Consider the following 15507-nt stretch of genomic DNA (forward strand, 5'->3'; position numbering starts at 1 on the left):
ACGATCTGCAAAGACCGTCCCTGCCTATGCATCAGTATTCACACATCAACTGTATGCCGTCACAGGCCAGATGCCTTTCGATCTGTTTCGGTGAGCCAATCCGTCTGCATGCCCGGCTTTTGGCACAAATGCATGGCAGGGCATTTCTCTCCGACGCAACGACCCCATGTGGGCAGCGGCGCTCCGTCGCGGTCCGTTCCGTTGGGATCGCCATTGGCGGCGAAATTGGTCCAATACAAGCCCATTCGCCTTGCCAGATCGTAATGCCATCCAACGAATGGACGCCAGCATTTCGCAAGGCTGCCGAAGGAGAACCACAAGTCGGATGAGTGGAAGGTTCCAGCATCGTCTCCCGGCATATCAACGTCGAAATGGTAGTAGTAGGGAGCTTTGTCATATGCGGTTGTCCACGCATGAATGAACGCCAGATTGCCCATTTGCCCGACATGTTGAAGACTGCCATCCGCTTGAGGAACGATGAATTCGTTCGTCGTATTACCGACCATTACATCGACTTCGTTGGCGTCGCCACGCCCGATGATTTCGGCTTCCTGATCGGGCAGGAACAAGCCGTCAATGCACGGCACCCAGTTGACCATCATCGACCAATCGCCTTCACGTCCGCTGTCCGGCGGAACCGGCAGGGATTCGGCGGCTTCCAATACCGTTCGGGCCGGGATTGCACGGGCCTGTTCCAGCGTGGAGACACCCAATGCTTCGAACAGACGGATTCCGTTGGCCTGCGCATGCTCCAGCGTGTCCTGCCGCGCATTGAAATACCCTAGGCCTGCGCCGGATTGCATGATGGCTTTCTGAAACAGGCCATGATTCATCGGCGAGCAGATCTGGGCCAAGACGCTGGCGGCACCGGCCGATTGGCCAAAAACCGTAATGTTTTCCGGATCTCCGCCGAACTTCGCGATGTTTTCCTTCACCCATTGGATTCCGGCACGCTGATCCAGGAATCCAAAATTCGCATATGGTTCGCCGTCGCCGCGTTTTACGGCCTCCTCATGCAGCAAAGGGTGCGTCATAAACCCAAACGCATTCAGACGATAGGCCACACTGACCACAACGACGCCGTTCGCGGCGAGATGTGTGCCGTCGAATTCCTTTTCAAATGTGCCGCCGCATTGATAGGCTCCGCCATAGATCCAGACCATGACCGGCAGCTTTTCGGAGGCTACCATGCTATCCGCGCCATATCCACGTAATGCCGGAGTCCAAATATTCAGGTAGAGGCAATCCTCGCTCATCGGCACGGCCGGATCAGTGCCCCATTCACGATCATAGAAATCATCGGAGGCGCCCGGCGTCGGCTGCATCGCGGTAGGCCCGAAATCGAAGGCTTGCAGCACACCATCCCATGGCAGGGCCGGCTGCGGTGCGCGCCAACGCAAGTCCCCGACAGGAGGCTGGGCGAACGGGACCCCTCGGAACACGGTGATGCCCTGATCTTCAGCCGCCAAGCCTTCGACAGTTCCTTGCGCCACTATGACCTGTCGCTTCATTGCTCTCTTTCCTTCGTATCCGGCGTCGAATACGCAAAGTCGTAAAAATCGGCGATTCCACCGGTCTCTTTTGTCGAATACAGGAACAATCCGATACGGCAACCTGTGAAATGATCCATTTTGAAGACCATCCGGTGCGCTGTCCCCAATGGACACCATTCGGATTCCGGCGTATCCGCATCGCGGTAGAAGAACGTCACTTCATCCTTGCAATCGGTGAAATCATATACCGCGCGCAGGCGCATGCAATCCGCATCCGCCATGATTTCCGCATCCGTTACGGCTGGACTGTCCCAATCATTATCGGAGAAGATGGAATCGTCATTCGCCGGCTTGTATTGGACGGTCAGCATCGTGCGGCCGTTCCTTCGCGTAAGCGCGATGTAGGAATAGCATCCTTGGAACGCCGCCAATCCGGCGAAGTCGCCATCATGCAATGTCGACGCGTCGACGGTGACTTCGGCCACCGTCACAGGCCCCATCGTGCGCTGCGTCAGCGTGTTCCATGCATGATTGAGATTCGAGCTGATGCGTCCGGAATGCAGACGGAATGCTCCCGGACGTTCCGTCAGTGACCAGTATTCGTTATGTGAGATGTGATTGAACTGCCAGTATGGCTGCAGACAGTTGGCATCGACTCCGCCTTCGGCGTTATACCGGGCTATGAATTCGCTGCCGTTGATGGGCGTGACAGGTTCGGCACAGCTTGCAGCCGGCACGCTGACCGACTGCGGCACTTTGCCGTTCTCGCCGACGACGGGGAATCCGTCCTCGCCGAACCGCATCGGCATCAGTATCGGCACGCGTCCCACACCGCCGCGGTCCTGCATCATGAATGCATACCAGTCGCCGTCCGGAGTGTCCACCATACCGCCTTGCGCGACTCCGTAACCGTGGAAGGACAGGTCGTCTTCGATAATTTCACGCACTTCGAAAGCGCCATCCAAGGATTCGGCCATCAAGCAGGCTTCTGTTTTGCCCTTGCCTTGCGGGAAGTGACAGGTGAAGACGTAATAGCGTCCATCATGCTTGTACAGGTGACTGCCCTCATAACCAAGGTCAGCCTGCGGATCGTCCTGCACGATGACCCGGTCGAGCCCACCCGGCATCGGCCCGCTTAATTCAGGATTCAACTCCGTGATGCGCAATGTCGACTGCCCATGTACGACATAGGCTCGATCATCGTCATCAAAGAACAGTCCGCTGTCGTAATAGAAGCCGTCAAGCTCACGCTTTCGCCATGGGCCGCATGGATCGTCCGCCGTCAGCAGATAGCTGGCATGCGTATCGTTGGCGGCGAACAACACATACCAAGTGCCCCGATGGTAACGCAGTGACGGCGCCCACATGCCTCGACCGTAGGCGTTGGCACCTTCACATTCCAAACGTTCTTCAGGGGTATCCGCCACGATATTCAATGCGTGCGCAATGAATTCCCAATGCACTAGGTCATAGCTGCGCAGAATATCGCACCCGGGTGTGAAATGCATAGTCGTAGTGGCCATGTAATACACGTCCCCGACCCGGATGATGTCTGGATCAGGAAAATCCGTGTAGACCATAGGATTAGTTGAGGTAATCATCATTCATACCGATACTTTCCGCTCAACGCCAGCATGGCGAAAGCATAGAGGAAATTGTCATAGTAACGACGCGTGCCGGTTCGCATCGGCGTATTCCACAGCATGCGCACCCATTCACGGGCATTATGTTCCGCGTCGGGCTGGGCCGAATGCACCGCCGCAAGTGCGCCTTGCGCGGTCGCGGCCAGGAATCCGACCGGATGAAGCACGACCTCGTCCACGGCGGTGCCGTCGATGGCGTAGACGCTAGTACGGTCGTGGGTCAGGAAGAATCGCTGCAGCGCGGCGACGCGGTCGCACAGCACTTCCTGCGGACCGTTCCAGGCTGCATCCAGTCCGATATTCGCCGCAGTACGGTAGGCGTCAGAATAGAAATGCCAATGATTGGACTCGTCGACATGCGGCTTTCCGTCATAATCCGCGTATTCAGCGTTCATGCCGGTCCGCTCGTCGCAGGCCGCCTGCAGATAGCGACGGCTTGCGGCGGCTGCCTCATGCCAAAATGGACGGTCTTCTTCGTCAGCTTCTTCGGCGAATACTTCATAGAAGTGCGGCAGATGGTAGGACGGATCGCTCCACTCGGTCTCCGGAATGAACTTGATGAGCTTGTTGTCGGGATTCCACATGGGCTCGCCGTCGTATCGTTCGCCCTTATGAACGCAATATCTCAAGATCTCGCGTCCCCATGCGGAATATTCGTAGATATCCTCGCCATCACCCCAGCGACGGGAGGCGAGGAACAGGTCCATCGCGAAATATTCCTCGCCGTCAGGTGCCGGACCGTTCGAGTTCGGCGTACCGTCCGGCGCGACCGACCATGCGAAATAATGCGCATGGTGACCTTCCTCCATGTACATGTGACGCATTACCCAGCCCCACAGCTTGTCGAATACGTCCTTACGGTCGTATTGCAGGGCGATCATCATCGCATAGCTCATGCCTTCGGTACGCACATCGTTGTTGCCGGTGTCCATCACATAGGCAAGACCTTCGTCGTTCTCCCAATAGAATTTGTTCGGACCTTCGAAGATCTCATGCCAGACCTGCGCCACGCGCTTGTCGATGTCGTCCTGGGCATATCCGCATTGTGCGAACATGGATTTATCCAATGTCTTGTTGGTATCGGCCGTGTTTGTCATATCAGTTGTTCCATTTCCAGATTCGAATGTGGTTCTCTCCAGCGGCAAGGCCATTCAATGCACCGGCCTTGCGTTCCGTTGCCGTCAAGGCTTGCCCCAGCAAGTCGGTGTCCAGCACATAGTCACCGCCATCGGGCTGTTCGTAGCGTTCTTCCACGATGCGCGGCACGCCGAGCATATCGCTGGTGACGACCTGCATCCTGGTATCGGCGACGGCCTGCGGCACAGCGCACTGCAGGTACAGTCCATCGGCTTCTTCGACCAATGTCACCGGCATGGACTCATCACATGCAACGCTCATAGAGGCGGTGCCACCGAAGAATGGGGCATCCTCCCGCATACGACCCGAATCGTCGACCATGCCTTCCTGCTTGCTCAGACCCCGGGCACCGGACAAGTAGACGTTGCCGCCAGCATACAGCGACTGCAACGGATTTCGCTCGCCGCCGCCCTGTGAAGGATCGGCCCACATGGCCCGCTGACGTTCCAAGTATTCATGCATCGACATCGGGCAATCGCCGTAAGCGGACAAACCATATTCACCGACGGCCGGCTTCACCGGCTGCGGCGCGAACATGTTGTTCAGCCAACGCTCATCGCCGCCGGACACCACTGCGCATCCGGCCACCTCGGTGGTATGCGGATAGTGATACGGCGTGGAACGGTCGGGGACGGTATGTGGTTCGATGGCGCCGCAGATCAGATTGTTGACGAAGGCACCGCCTTGCGACCAGTTCTGGAACATCACCGGCGAAGCGAAAACGTTATTGTCCACCAGATACGGCCCATGACTCACTTCAATCATCAGATCACGCACGTTGTTGTGGAACACATTGCGAGTGATGCGCGTGCCCTGTGTCTGCCAATCCATCCACATGCCCAGCGAGCAATCGTGGATGTTGTTGTTGGCAATGACCGTATCCAATGCGGCATGGAATTTGATGCCGGCGACTTCCCATCCGAAGAATTCGCGCTTCAGCGCGATGTGATGGACGTGATTGTGCTCGATACGGCAGAATGCGCTGCCCATATGACCGACGATGGCATTCTGGCCGCACTCGTAGATGTCGTTGTTGCGTACGATATGACCGCCGATCAGCCCCTTCTCCCAGCCGATGCGACGGGCCTTGAACACAGCCTCCAACTGGTATTGGTAACCGGTTTTGCGCTCGGTTTTCGCCCACTCGTTGTCGCCGGATGAGTTTTCCTTGCCCAACGACACCGCAGAGAATTTGGCGTCATGCAGGACATTGTCTTCGATGATCCAGCCATACGACCAGTTCGGACCGACCATACCCCACTGCTGCGAGGTCGGCGGCGCCCAATCGCCGGTGGCCTGCGCCATTTCGAAACCGCGCACAGTGATGTAGTTGACATGGTTGCGGGACGGGAAGAAGCACGCACGACGAACGCTGATTTCCACCAGTTCCGCATTCGGATCGGCACCTTGGAAATTCGCCCAGATCGTTGTGGTGCCGGCACGCTCGTCCACTTCGGCATGCCACGCATAACGGGTACGGTCCGCATCCGGTACAGGGCAGGGAATCTTCAACGCGAAATCCTCATCCGTGTCACGAGGTCGCGGGTCGTATACACCTTCCAACGTCGTCGATTCGAAGAAGGAGACACCGTTGAGATACACATCACCAAGATGTTTGTCCGGCTCCTTGCCGAACTTGGGCATTTCCAGCCAGTCACCGAAAATCGCAGTCGCGAAAGGATTGAAATCGCCGAACATCGCGTTGTCAAGCGTCACCGTCCACACATGCGGATGATCGGCCAATTCCGTCCAGCCCTGCACGCATTCCGAGCCTTTGATAACCGGCCGAGCTTCGCCCTCGGCTCCGCAATAGGTGATGCGTTCATGTTCGCTCAGACCACCGTGCCTCGGATCAACCTGTTCGCGGTATACGCCTTCATGCACGATCACCGTATCGCCCGGAGCAGCCACCTGCGCGGCCTTGGAAATCGTGGCGAACGGATGCTCCGCGTCGCCGCACGCGGCATCGCTGCCGGTTGGTTTGACATGGTATTCAAACGTCATTGTTGAATCTCCTTCTTCAATATCGGGATGTGACCAATACAAAATCTCGTTACGACAATTTGATACGGAACGGCGTCACCGGTATACCGTACTCGTCACACAGCAACCCGCGATGCGGGTTGTTGCCCCACGCGTATCGGATGGATTCCGGACGACGCGGCGGCAACGCAACATGGACCGTGTTCCCGTCAATGATCGCCGGCATGGCCTGCACGGTGCCGCCGTCGGACCAGACATATTCGAATTCCTCCGGAACACCGCCGTCCAACGTCGCCATTGCACAATCCTCTGCACTGTCATCAGGCTTCGTACCGTACGTCACATGCACGAACGAGATAACGGCCTCATTGCGGGCCCGGTCAATGGTGACATCGCGTACGGCTGGCTGCAGGGTGTTCTCGCCGTAGACCAGTGACAACGCGGCTTCGAACAAACGCGTACCAACCAGCTGTTTGTTATAGGGATGCAGGTCGTTCCAAGCACCAGCATCCAACGTGACGACGGTGGCCACATCATTCACGTCCTGCGACACCTGCCATTCCGCCTCACGAATCAGCGGCCAACCGCCATCATCGAGACAATTCATCGAAAAGACAGGCAACTGGACAATCAGGAACGGCATACGTTTTTGCGCCCACTTACAACGCCACAGATTGATCATTGCGGCCAGCATGTCATGGTATTGCGTGGCGCGGTCGCCGGTGTTTGATTCACCCTGATACCACAGTGCCGCACGGACACCGTAAGGAATGCACGGGGCCAGCATGGCATTATACAGGCCGACCGGCTTCCAGCGGACGAAATCCTCGATTGGTCGGTTCTCATCGGTGCGCGAGATGACCGCATACCGCCATGCTCCGGATACGTCGAAAGATTCGTCTCCGACACGCAGGAACATGGATTTGCCTGAAACGACGCATCCCATATCGTTTTCGCAAATCAAGCAAACGCGGATTTCGTTGGCACCGGCATGCAGAATGCCTTCATCGATCGTGAAATCCAACGGCTCGTACTGGCATGTGGTGCTACCGACGTGCCGCCCATTCACAAAAACCTCGGTACTGTCCATCCACAGACCAAGACGCAGCAATGCAAACCTGCCATCGCACTGGCGAGGCAAATATACGGTTTTGCGGAATTCCACGCGACCACGGAAATCGGACAACCCGGCTTCACGGAATAGGGCAGGGATGTCCATCGTATGCCACCGCCATTGCTCCTGTGGAATTGCATTCTCATCAAGGCGACGCAACCAATCCTGCTGGGCAGCGATGCTGTCTGCACTGCGTTTCTCGGCAACCCCCTCCCCCAAATACGGTTCCAGCTCCTTCACAGCATCGGAGAACCGCTGCAACGTGTCCCAATCCAACCAGGATTCGATTGGGGACCCTCCTAACGAGACGTTCAGCAAACCGACAGGAACATTGTAATGCTGTCGGATATGCTTGGCGAAGAAGTATGCGGCGGCAGAGAACTCGGGCAGGCCGTCCGCATCGCAGGCGGCCCAATGCGCCTCTTCATGATCGGCGACCGGACCATTGAAGTCATAACGCCACACGACTTTGTACTGACGAAGCAATGGATCCGGCTCCTTCTCGAATTCCGAGGGATAATCCGGCTTGACCCATTGCATCGGCAGTTCCATATTGGACTGGCCCGAGCACAGGAACACCTCACCTACATAACATTCACGGGTCAGTCGTTCGTCACCGCATTCGATGACCATCGTGAACGGCCCACCGGGATTCAATGAGGGGAGAACAGCCTTCCAAGCGCCCTTCTCATCGGCCTGAGACGTCACCGCATGTTCCTGAACCGTGACCGTCACGCTCCGCCGTGGTTCGCACCACCCCCACACCGGCACGTCCTGTCCGGATTGCAGCACGCATCCGTCATCGAAAATCTTCGGCATCGCAAGCATCGTCGCGTTCCCTTTTCTTCCATCTTTGACCGGCCATATGAAATCTCCGTCATATACGATTCATGACGGTTTGCATACGCCAGTGGCGACGAAAACACACGTTTCCGTCGCCACCAGAACACCTATTCGTTATCAGGCAATTCCCGATAATCGAATTCGCCGAATTTCGCGACCCTGTCGTATCCGGACAAATCAACCACAGCCATACCAACGAATGCTCCGGTGAAGAAGCCGCCGTACTGGCGCACAATATAGTCGTCCGACAGAATCTTCGCGTCCAGCTTGAGGCCCAAATCAGTCCACGTGGTCCCGTCAAACGAATATTCGTACGAATACCACTGCTTACGCACCTTCGTGCGCAGCCATACGGTCTTCACGTCATCCGGCACAACAGGTGCCTTGTCGCGCAGGAAAGACGTGTAGTTGTTGAAATCGTTCTGTGCGACTTCAATCACACGGCACTGACGCTGTTCGTCCCAGGTCACGAACACCCAGGACCAGCACAAATCGTCATAGTAATTCGTCAGACCGGCCATTTGACGGTAGTTCTTCGGATCGAATTCGACTTTCACGGTCGCATCGAAGTTGAACGCCTGCCAACGACGCGCCACCAACGACAGGTCGAACAGATTGCACAGCGAACCCTGGCCACGCAGTTCCAATGCACCGCCGCCGACCTTGCCCATGTTCTTATCGAACGGCACGCGCAGCGTGTTCCAATTCAGGTCCAACGTGTCCGACATGAAATCGTCATGCTGGCTGTGATCCGCAGGCGCCTCGGTCTCGATGGCGTCCTTCGGGGCATCCACATAACGCTGTCCGCTGTGCCCTCCGACAACGTACGGCCAACCGTCCTCGGTCCATTCGACCTTCTGGATGGACGTTTCACGGCCCAGCGTACACCAGCCGCGAGGATCGGTGAAGGATTCGTTGTCATGATGCCACGGACGGCCACACAGCGAGGCATAATACCATTCGCCCGACGGGGTATCGACCAGCGCACCGTGGCCCTGCTTCTGCAGATAGGAACGGGGCGTGTCGAAATTCGTGATGAACGGATTCGATGGCATGCCTTCAAAGGACAGCGCGTCCAAAGACCTGGAACGGGCCACGACTTCCTGATGCGTGTATACGGTGCCGCCTTCAGCAGCGAACAGGTAGTAATAACCATTGATCTTGTACAGATGTGGCCCCTCGGTAAGCTTGACGTCCGTGCCACGCCAGATCGTGCGTTCGGTTTCCGGCTTGAGCTTCATCGTCTCCACATCGAATTCGGTAAGCGTGATGCCGTCGAATCCATGATGGTATTCACGGAAATCCCAAGTCTGCTGCACCAGATACTTACGGCCATCGTCATCATGGAACAGGCTTGCGTCGAAGCCGACGCCGTTCACACGAACCGGCTCGCTCCACGAACCACGAATGTCCTCTGCCGTCACCAGATAGTTCGTGCAGTCCTTGAACGCGCCGTTCACGACCTTCACGTCCGTGTAGATAAGCCAGAATTTGCCGTCCGCATAGGAAAGATCTGGAGCCCAGATGCCACCGGATGACGGATTGCCTCGCATATCAAGCTGGCTTATGCGGCTCAGTGGACTCGGCAACAGGTTCCAATGGACCATGTCCTTGGACTCGTGCAGACGGACACCTGGGAACCATTCGAACGTGGAATTGGCAATGTAGTAGGTATCCCCGACTCGAATCATAGAGGGATCGGCATTGAATCCCGGGAGAACGGGGTTTGCGATTTGCATAATAAACGCTCCCTATGAGAATGCAACAGTGTGGCATAAACGGACTGCCTTATATAGACGACAGCGGTTTATGCCACACAATCCGTCACGCGATATGGTCACGCTTGGCACGGAAAAACGCATCCGGATCCGGTGCGGCACCAAGCAACTTCTTCGTATACTCGTTCTTCGGATGCAGAATCACCTCATCCGATGGACCATGTTCAACAATATCGCCGTGGTACATCACCATAATTTCATCAGAAAAGTGACGGGCAGTTGCCAGATCATGAGTGATGTACAGCATGGCAAGCTGTTCTTCCTGCTGGATACGGGCCAACAGGTTCAGCACACCTAGGCGTAGGGACACATCCAACATCGAAACCGGTTCGTCAGCAATAAGAATCTTGGGCTGAGGAGCCAGAGCGCGAGCGATGGCTACACGCTGACGCTGTCCGCCGGACAGTTCATGAGGACGCCGCCACATGAAGTCCTTGGCCGGAGACAATTCGACGCGCTCCAAAAGCTTCATGACCCGCTCTTCATATTCCTCTTCTGTTTTAGCCAAATGATTGATCTTCATCGGACGAACAAGATGGTGATAAATATTGTGATACGGATTCAAGGAAGCAAACGGATCTTGGAATACCATCTGCACGTTGTGACGATACTGGTGCAAAGCCCTGCCGCCGCGAGGAACCGGCTTACCATCAAGTGTAATGGTACCTGAAGTCGGAGTCTCCAAGCAAGTAATCATTCGCGCGATAGTTGATTTACCGGAACCGGATTCGCCCACCAACGCAATCGTCTTCCCGGATTCCAGCGTAAAGCTGGCATCCTTGACCGCATGAATCGTGGTGTGTTTCAGACCATTGCGCAGATCGAAATCCTTGACAATGTGATCGAGCTTGATTTCACTCATGGCTCTTAACCTCCGAATTCTTCGCAACCACGCGGACAAAATCTCCACGATCGCCCGTCAAGGACGGGAAGGAGCCCAGCAAACGCTGGGTATATGGATGCTGGGCATGCCAATAGATGTTCTCGGACGTGTTCTGCTCAACAATGACACCGTTCTTCATCACGGCGATACGATCCGTGATTTCCAAAAGCATCGGCAAATCATGCGTGATAAAGATGACGGAAAAGCCACGCTGATTCCTGAGTTCTGTGATCTGCTGAATGATTTCGCGTTGGACGACCACATCGAGCGCAGTCGTCGGCTCATCCATGATAATCAACTGTGGATCAAGGGCCAAAGCCATGGCAATCATCACACGTTGACGCATGCCACCAGACAGTTCGAACGGGTATGCAGCCAAACGATTGGGGTCAACATGCACAATCTTCAACAACTCAGCGCATCGATCCTGACGCTCCGATTTGCTCATACCAGGACAATGCGTAATGTACACATCCTCCAATTGCTTACCAATCTTGGTAACCGGACTCAGTGAATTCATTGCGCCTTGGAACACCATGGATGTCTTCGCCCAGCGATAGTCACGCAATGCTTTCCCCTGTAAGGCACGCACATCAATTGTTTCGCCGGATGCATCATGGAACAGCACTTCTCCCGAGGAGATACGTCCAGGAGCTTTCAGCAAACGGTTCACACTGTAAGCAAGCGTGGATTTGCCGCATCCAGATTCACCGGCCAAACCCATGATCTCTCCACGTCGAATCTGCAAGTTGGCATGCTGCACAGCATGTACCGGATTCTCGGAATCGTAGATGACATCAAGATCGTTAATCTCGAGCAGGACGTCCTTATCGACTTCAGACATCTCACTTCACCTTCGCTTTCTTGCTCTTGGCAGGCTTGGCGTTCAACGTGCGCAGCTTCGGATTAATCACCTCATCGATCGTGAAGTCGATGAAGGACAGGCCAGCGCCGATGATGGCCACAACGACTCCCGGCGGGATGAACCACCACCACGCACCGATATTGATAGCGGCCGCATTCTGGGAGTAGTACAACATCGTGCCCAAAGTCAACTGGCCAGAAGCACCAAGTCCAATGAATGACAGCGAGGATTCGCCAAGAATTGCGAAAATCACGGCAAACACGAACTGCGAAGCCATACAAGGCAACAGGTTCGGCAGAATTTCGACAACAATGACTCGCCAAGGACGTTCGCCTGAGATTTTTGCCGCCAGCACATAGTCCCTACCGCGCATGGATAGGGTCTGCGCGCGCAGCACTCGGGCCGAACCGGCCCAAGAGGTAATAGCCAAAACGATGATCACCATAGCGATGCCTCGGGTTGGGGACATCACTGCAATGACGATGGTCAGAGGCAGTCCAGGGATAACTAGCATGACGTTAGTAATCAAAGCCAGCAAATCATCCCAGATGCCACCGACGTACGTACCAAGGATACCGAAGATTCCAGAAAGAATCGTCGCAATTATTGCCACTGAGAAGCCAATAATCAGAGATCCACGCGTCGCATACGCCAACTGCATGAACACATCCTGGCCACTCATCGTCGTACCCAGTAGATGCTGTGCAGACGGGGCTGTCAGGCCTATGTCACTGATGGCATTCGGGTCATCGCCGAAAAATGGCACGATAATCGCGAACAGCAGCACCGCACCGAGCAGTACAAGACCTGTGACAAGCTTGGCGGAGCGACGCGGAAGCATACGCTTGACCGCATCGAAGCGATTACGTTTAGGAGCCTGATGATTGGACACTTTTGTAGCAGTCATAGTTTGTGAAGTCACGACAAATCCCTCCAATCAGTCCGTCTGGCGAGTTCGGGCATCAATGAAACCGTAAAAAACATCCACGATGAAATTGACGACCAAGACGCTGGTTGTGATGATCATGAAGATGCCCTGCATCAGGGCGTAGTCATTGTTCTGCACAGCCAAAAGCAGCTGCTGACCAATGCCAGGATAAGAGAACACCGTTTCAGTAAGCAGCGAGCCGCCCACGACGTTGCCCAAGGAAACAGCGAAACCAGACACCGACGGAAGAATGGCGTTTCGAGCCGCATAACGCCACTTGATACGGGAATCTGTCAAACCCTTGGCCTCTGCAGTGAGAATGTAGTCCTCAGACAATGTGGAAACCATCATGTTACGCATACCAACCACACCTGCACCAAAGGAGCTAACCAAAATAGTCAAAGCGGGAAGGAAAGCGTAATGCAGTAAGCTACCGATGAACACAGGCGAAAGCACGGGATTCAGATGTTGGTAATCGTATCCGCCGGAAAGCGGGAACCATCCCAAAGTCTTGGCGAACAAAGACACAAAAATCAATGCAAGCCAGAAGTAGGGGACAGACTGGAATACGGTGGATACCGGGACAATGAAGCTGTCGAACTTTCGTCCGTGCTTCCAACCAGCAGCAATGCCCATAATCTGCTGCAGGATGAAGGACAGAATCGTGGTAATGCCAACCAGACCGATTGTCCAAGGAAGTGCGTTCTTGATGACTTCCAAAACCGGGGTTGGGAAGTAGGCCACCGAGATACCCCAGTTTCCGGTGAAAATGTTTTTAAGGTACGTAACGTATTGGTCCCAAAGCGGCTGACCGTCACTTTGACCCAGCATGGATTCTATAGCAGCTCGCGTGTCCGGCTGTACAGGGCCCTTTGATGCCAATCTGTTCAGCACGATGTCCACCGGATCGCCTGGAAGCATGCGCGGGATAGCGAAATTAAGCGTAAGCGCAGCAAAGAAAGCGACCAGATAGAACCCGAACTTACGAAGATAGTATTTCATGGCTTCTCGATTCGGTAGGGTAGGTGTCCGTCGATATCTGACGGACACCTACCAATTGTTTGGGATATTGGCGGTAACGTCACTCGTTATCCGTCACAGGCTTAATCTGACGAAGGATGATACCTGTGTCCCAGGTATTCCAGCTGGCCGGGGCGGCGTAGACGTTGTCCTTAGTGACCCAACCGGTGTATTCCTTACTGGTCTCCACCATGGTTGCGGTACGCATCATCGGGATGTATGGCATGTCGTCATAGACCTGCTGCTGGATAATGGCGTACTGTTCCTTCTTTACATTGGTATCGGTGGTCGAGTTGATGACATCCAACGCATCATCTACGGTCTTGTTGGAGTAACGGGCCCACCCGTTAACGCCCTTCTCACCGACCTTAGCCGTCTGGTCGGAAGCGTAGAAAGTATTGTAGAAGTCATACGGCTCGGAACCCGAATACCACATGTTCTCAGTGATGATCTGGAAATCACCCTTCGAGTACAGTTCGGTCATCTCATTGGCGGAAACCTGCTTGACCTTCATTTCGATACCTACCTTCTTCAGCTGCTGACCAGCAACATCAACGCCGTTGATTGATTCGGTCCAGCCGGAGATCGCGGGCACTTCAAAACTCAGACGCACGCCGTCTTTCTGGTAGATGCCATCACTGCCCATCGTATAACCGGCATCTTCAAGCAGCTGCTTTGCCTTTTCAACATTGGCCTCTTCCGGAACCGTCGATTCAGGAACATCCGGAGACAGGTACTCTTCGTTTTCAGGAGTAGGAGTCAGCGAAGAGCTGGAATCGTAGAAGATACCGTAGAATGCCAGCTTGTTCAACTGCGCACGATCCATACCGTAATAAATCGCCTTACGGACGGCAACATCGGTCTGCGGACCAGTGCAGCCAAGTTCGGCATTGGAACAGGTGACCAGCACCTGCGCACTAGACGGCATAGTCAGATAATCAACCGGAGCATTCTTCAACTGCTTCTCCGGATCCTGGAATACATTCGAAGCCCAGTCGATTTCACCTGCGATGATTGCATCCTGGGTGGCAGTACCGCCAGCATAGGATGTGTAGCGAACACCGTCGATATATGGCTGGCCCTTCTCATGGTAATTCGGATTTGCACGGAACACATAGCTCTGTGAGGTAAAGTCCTTTTCATCAAGTGTGAACGGGCCACTCGTGACAGGATTCTTATTCACATCGGTGGTCACGTCGTCCATCTTTTCGAAAACATGCTCCGGAACCAACGGAACACCGGTGAGAATGGCGCGAGCCGTCATGGTTGCAACCTGATCAAAAATTAGCGTGAAGGTGGTGTCGTCGACCTTTTTAACAGTGCCGTGCCAGCCAATACTGTTCAAGCCACTGTTTTTATTAATCAAATTAAAGGTATACACGGCATCATCAGAGGTAATCGGCTTACCGTCACTCCATTTCAGGCCGTCCTTCAACTTAATCGTAAGCTCTTTGTTATCATCGCTGAACTTATACGATTCGCCCAGCATCGGTTGCATCGTATCGTCGCCGCCTGCCACATTCACGTAGAACAGCCCCTCATACAGAGCACCGCAAGTACCTTGAGAAGCGGTCGGGCTCAGAGGATTCCAGTTCTCAGTAAGCTGCGACGTAGAAGTCGTCGCGATGTTGACGATGTTTTCCGCTTTCTTAATGGCTGCATCATTGCCATCACACGCGGCCACAGAAAAGGCCACAATACCTGCACAGGCGGCTGCAAGCACACGCTTCCAGGTTCTTGATCTCATCATGTCTTTCTCCTTTGGTGACATGCACGAATCACATCTTTATGTTTCGTTAAACTTTGGCTTTTAGCCAAAG

At 54.7% G+C, this 15507-nt stretch carries 11 protein-coding genes; all 11 read right to left on the reverse strand.

The window, feature by feature from the left end; genetic code table 11:
- Positions 1-59: 59 nt before the first annotated feature.
- The 11 genes from AC1AX7_RS07910 to AC1AX7_RS07960 all read right to left on the reverse strand — a co-directional run bounded on the left by AC1AX7_RS07910 (position 60) and on the right by AC1AX7_RS07960 (position 15437).
- Positions 60-1511, reverse strand: coding sequence for a carboxylesterase/lipase family protein (locus tag AC1AX7_RS07910; RefSeq protein ID WP_476509598.1), 1452 nt, complete (start codon positions 1509-1511; stop codon positions 60-62).
- Entirely contained in the window at positions 1508-3097 is a 1590-nt protein-coding gene (locus tag AC1AX7_RS07915) for a glycoside hydrolase family 43 protein (RefSeq protein ID WP_476509546.1), read from the reverse strand. Before AC1AX7_RS07915 ends, AC1AX7_RS07910 begins: the two co-directional genes overlap by 4 nt.
- On the reverse strand, positions 3094-4233 hold the full coding sequence (locus AC1AX7_RS07920) for a glycosyl hydrolase family 8 (protein WP_464343351.1): 1140 nt from the start codon (positions 4231-4233) through the stop codon (positions 3094-3096). The genes AC1AX7_RS07915 and AC1AX7_RS07920 overlap by 4 nt, the downstream gene beginning before the upstream one ends.
- A gap of 1 nt (position 4234) precedes the next feature.
- Positions 4235-6277: a right-handed parallel beta-helix repeat-containing protein gene (locus AC1AX7_RS07925; RefSeq protein ID WP_476509547.1), complete on the reverse strand. Its 2043-nt coding sequence runs from the start codon at positions 6275-6277 to the stop codon at positions 4235-4237.
- 49 nt (positions 6278-6326) lie between these two features.
- Positions 6327-8198 (reverse strand): sialate O-acetylesterase, encoded by a 1872-nt coding sequence (locus AC1AX7_RS07930; protein WP_476509548.1) that lies wholly within the window; start codon positions 8196-8198, stop codon positions 6327-6329.
- A 122-nt stretch (positions 8199-8320) separates the two neighbouring features.
- Entirely contained in the window at positions 8321-9952 is a 1632-nt protein-coding gene (locus AC1AX7_RS07935; protein WP_476509549.1) for a glycoside hydrolase family 43 protein, read from the reverse strand.
- Positions 9953-10037: 85 nt separating this feature from the next.
- Positions 10038-10853, reverse strand: coding sequence for an ABC transporter ATP-binding protein (locus AC1AX7_RS07940; protein WP_033500824.1), 816 nt, complete (start codon positions 10851-10853; stop codon positions 10038-10040).
- Positions 10846-11718 carry an ABC transporter ATP-binding protein gene (locus AC1AX7_RS07945; RefSeq protein WP_476509550.1) on the reverse strand — a complete coding sequence of 291 codons (873 nt, stop codon included), beginning with the start codon at positions 11716-11718 and terminating at the stop codon, positions 10846-10848. Before AC1AX7_RS07945 ends, AC1AX7_RS07940 begins: the two co-directional genes overlap by 8 nt.
- Before the next feature lies 1 nt (position 11719).
- Positions 11720-12661, reverse strand: a complete 942-nt coding sequence (locus tag AC1AX7_RS07950) for an ABC transporter permease (RefSeq protein WP_226649180.1) — start codon at positions 12659-12661, stop codon at positions 11720-11722.
- Between the two features lie 15 nt (positions 12662-12676).
- The gene (locus AC1AX7_RS07955; RefSeq protein ID WP_464343348.1) at positions 12677-13669 is read right to left on the reverse strand and encodes an ABC transporter permease; all 993 of its coding nucleotides are present in this window, start codon (positions 13667-13669) and stop codon (positions 12677-12679) included.
- A 79-nt stretch (positions 13670-13748) separates the two neighbouring features.
- Positions 13749-15437, reverse strand: coding sequence for an ABC transporter substrate-binding protein (locus tag AC1AX7_RS07960; protein ID WP_476509551.1), 1689 nt, complete (start codon positions 15435-15437; stop codon positions 13749-13751).
- Positions 15438-15507 lie beyond the last annotated feature (70 nt).

The organism is Bifidobacterium sp. LH_449 (assembly GCF_056356755.1).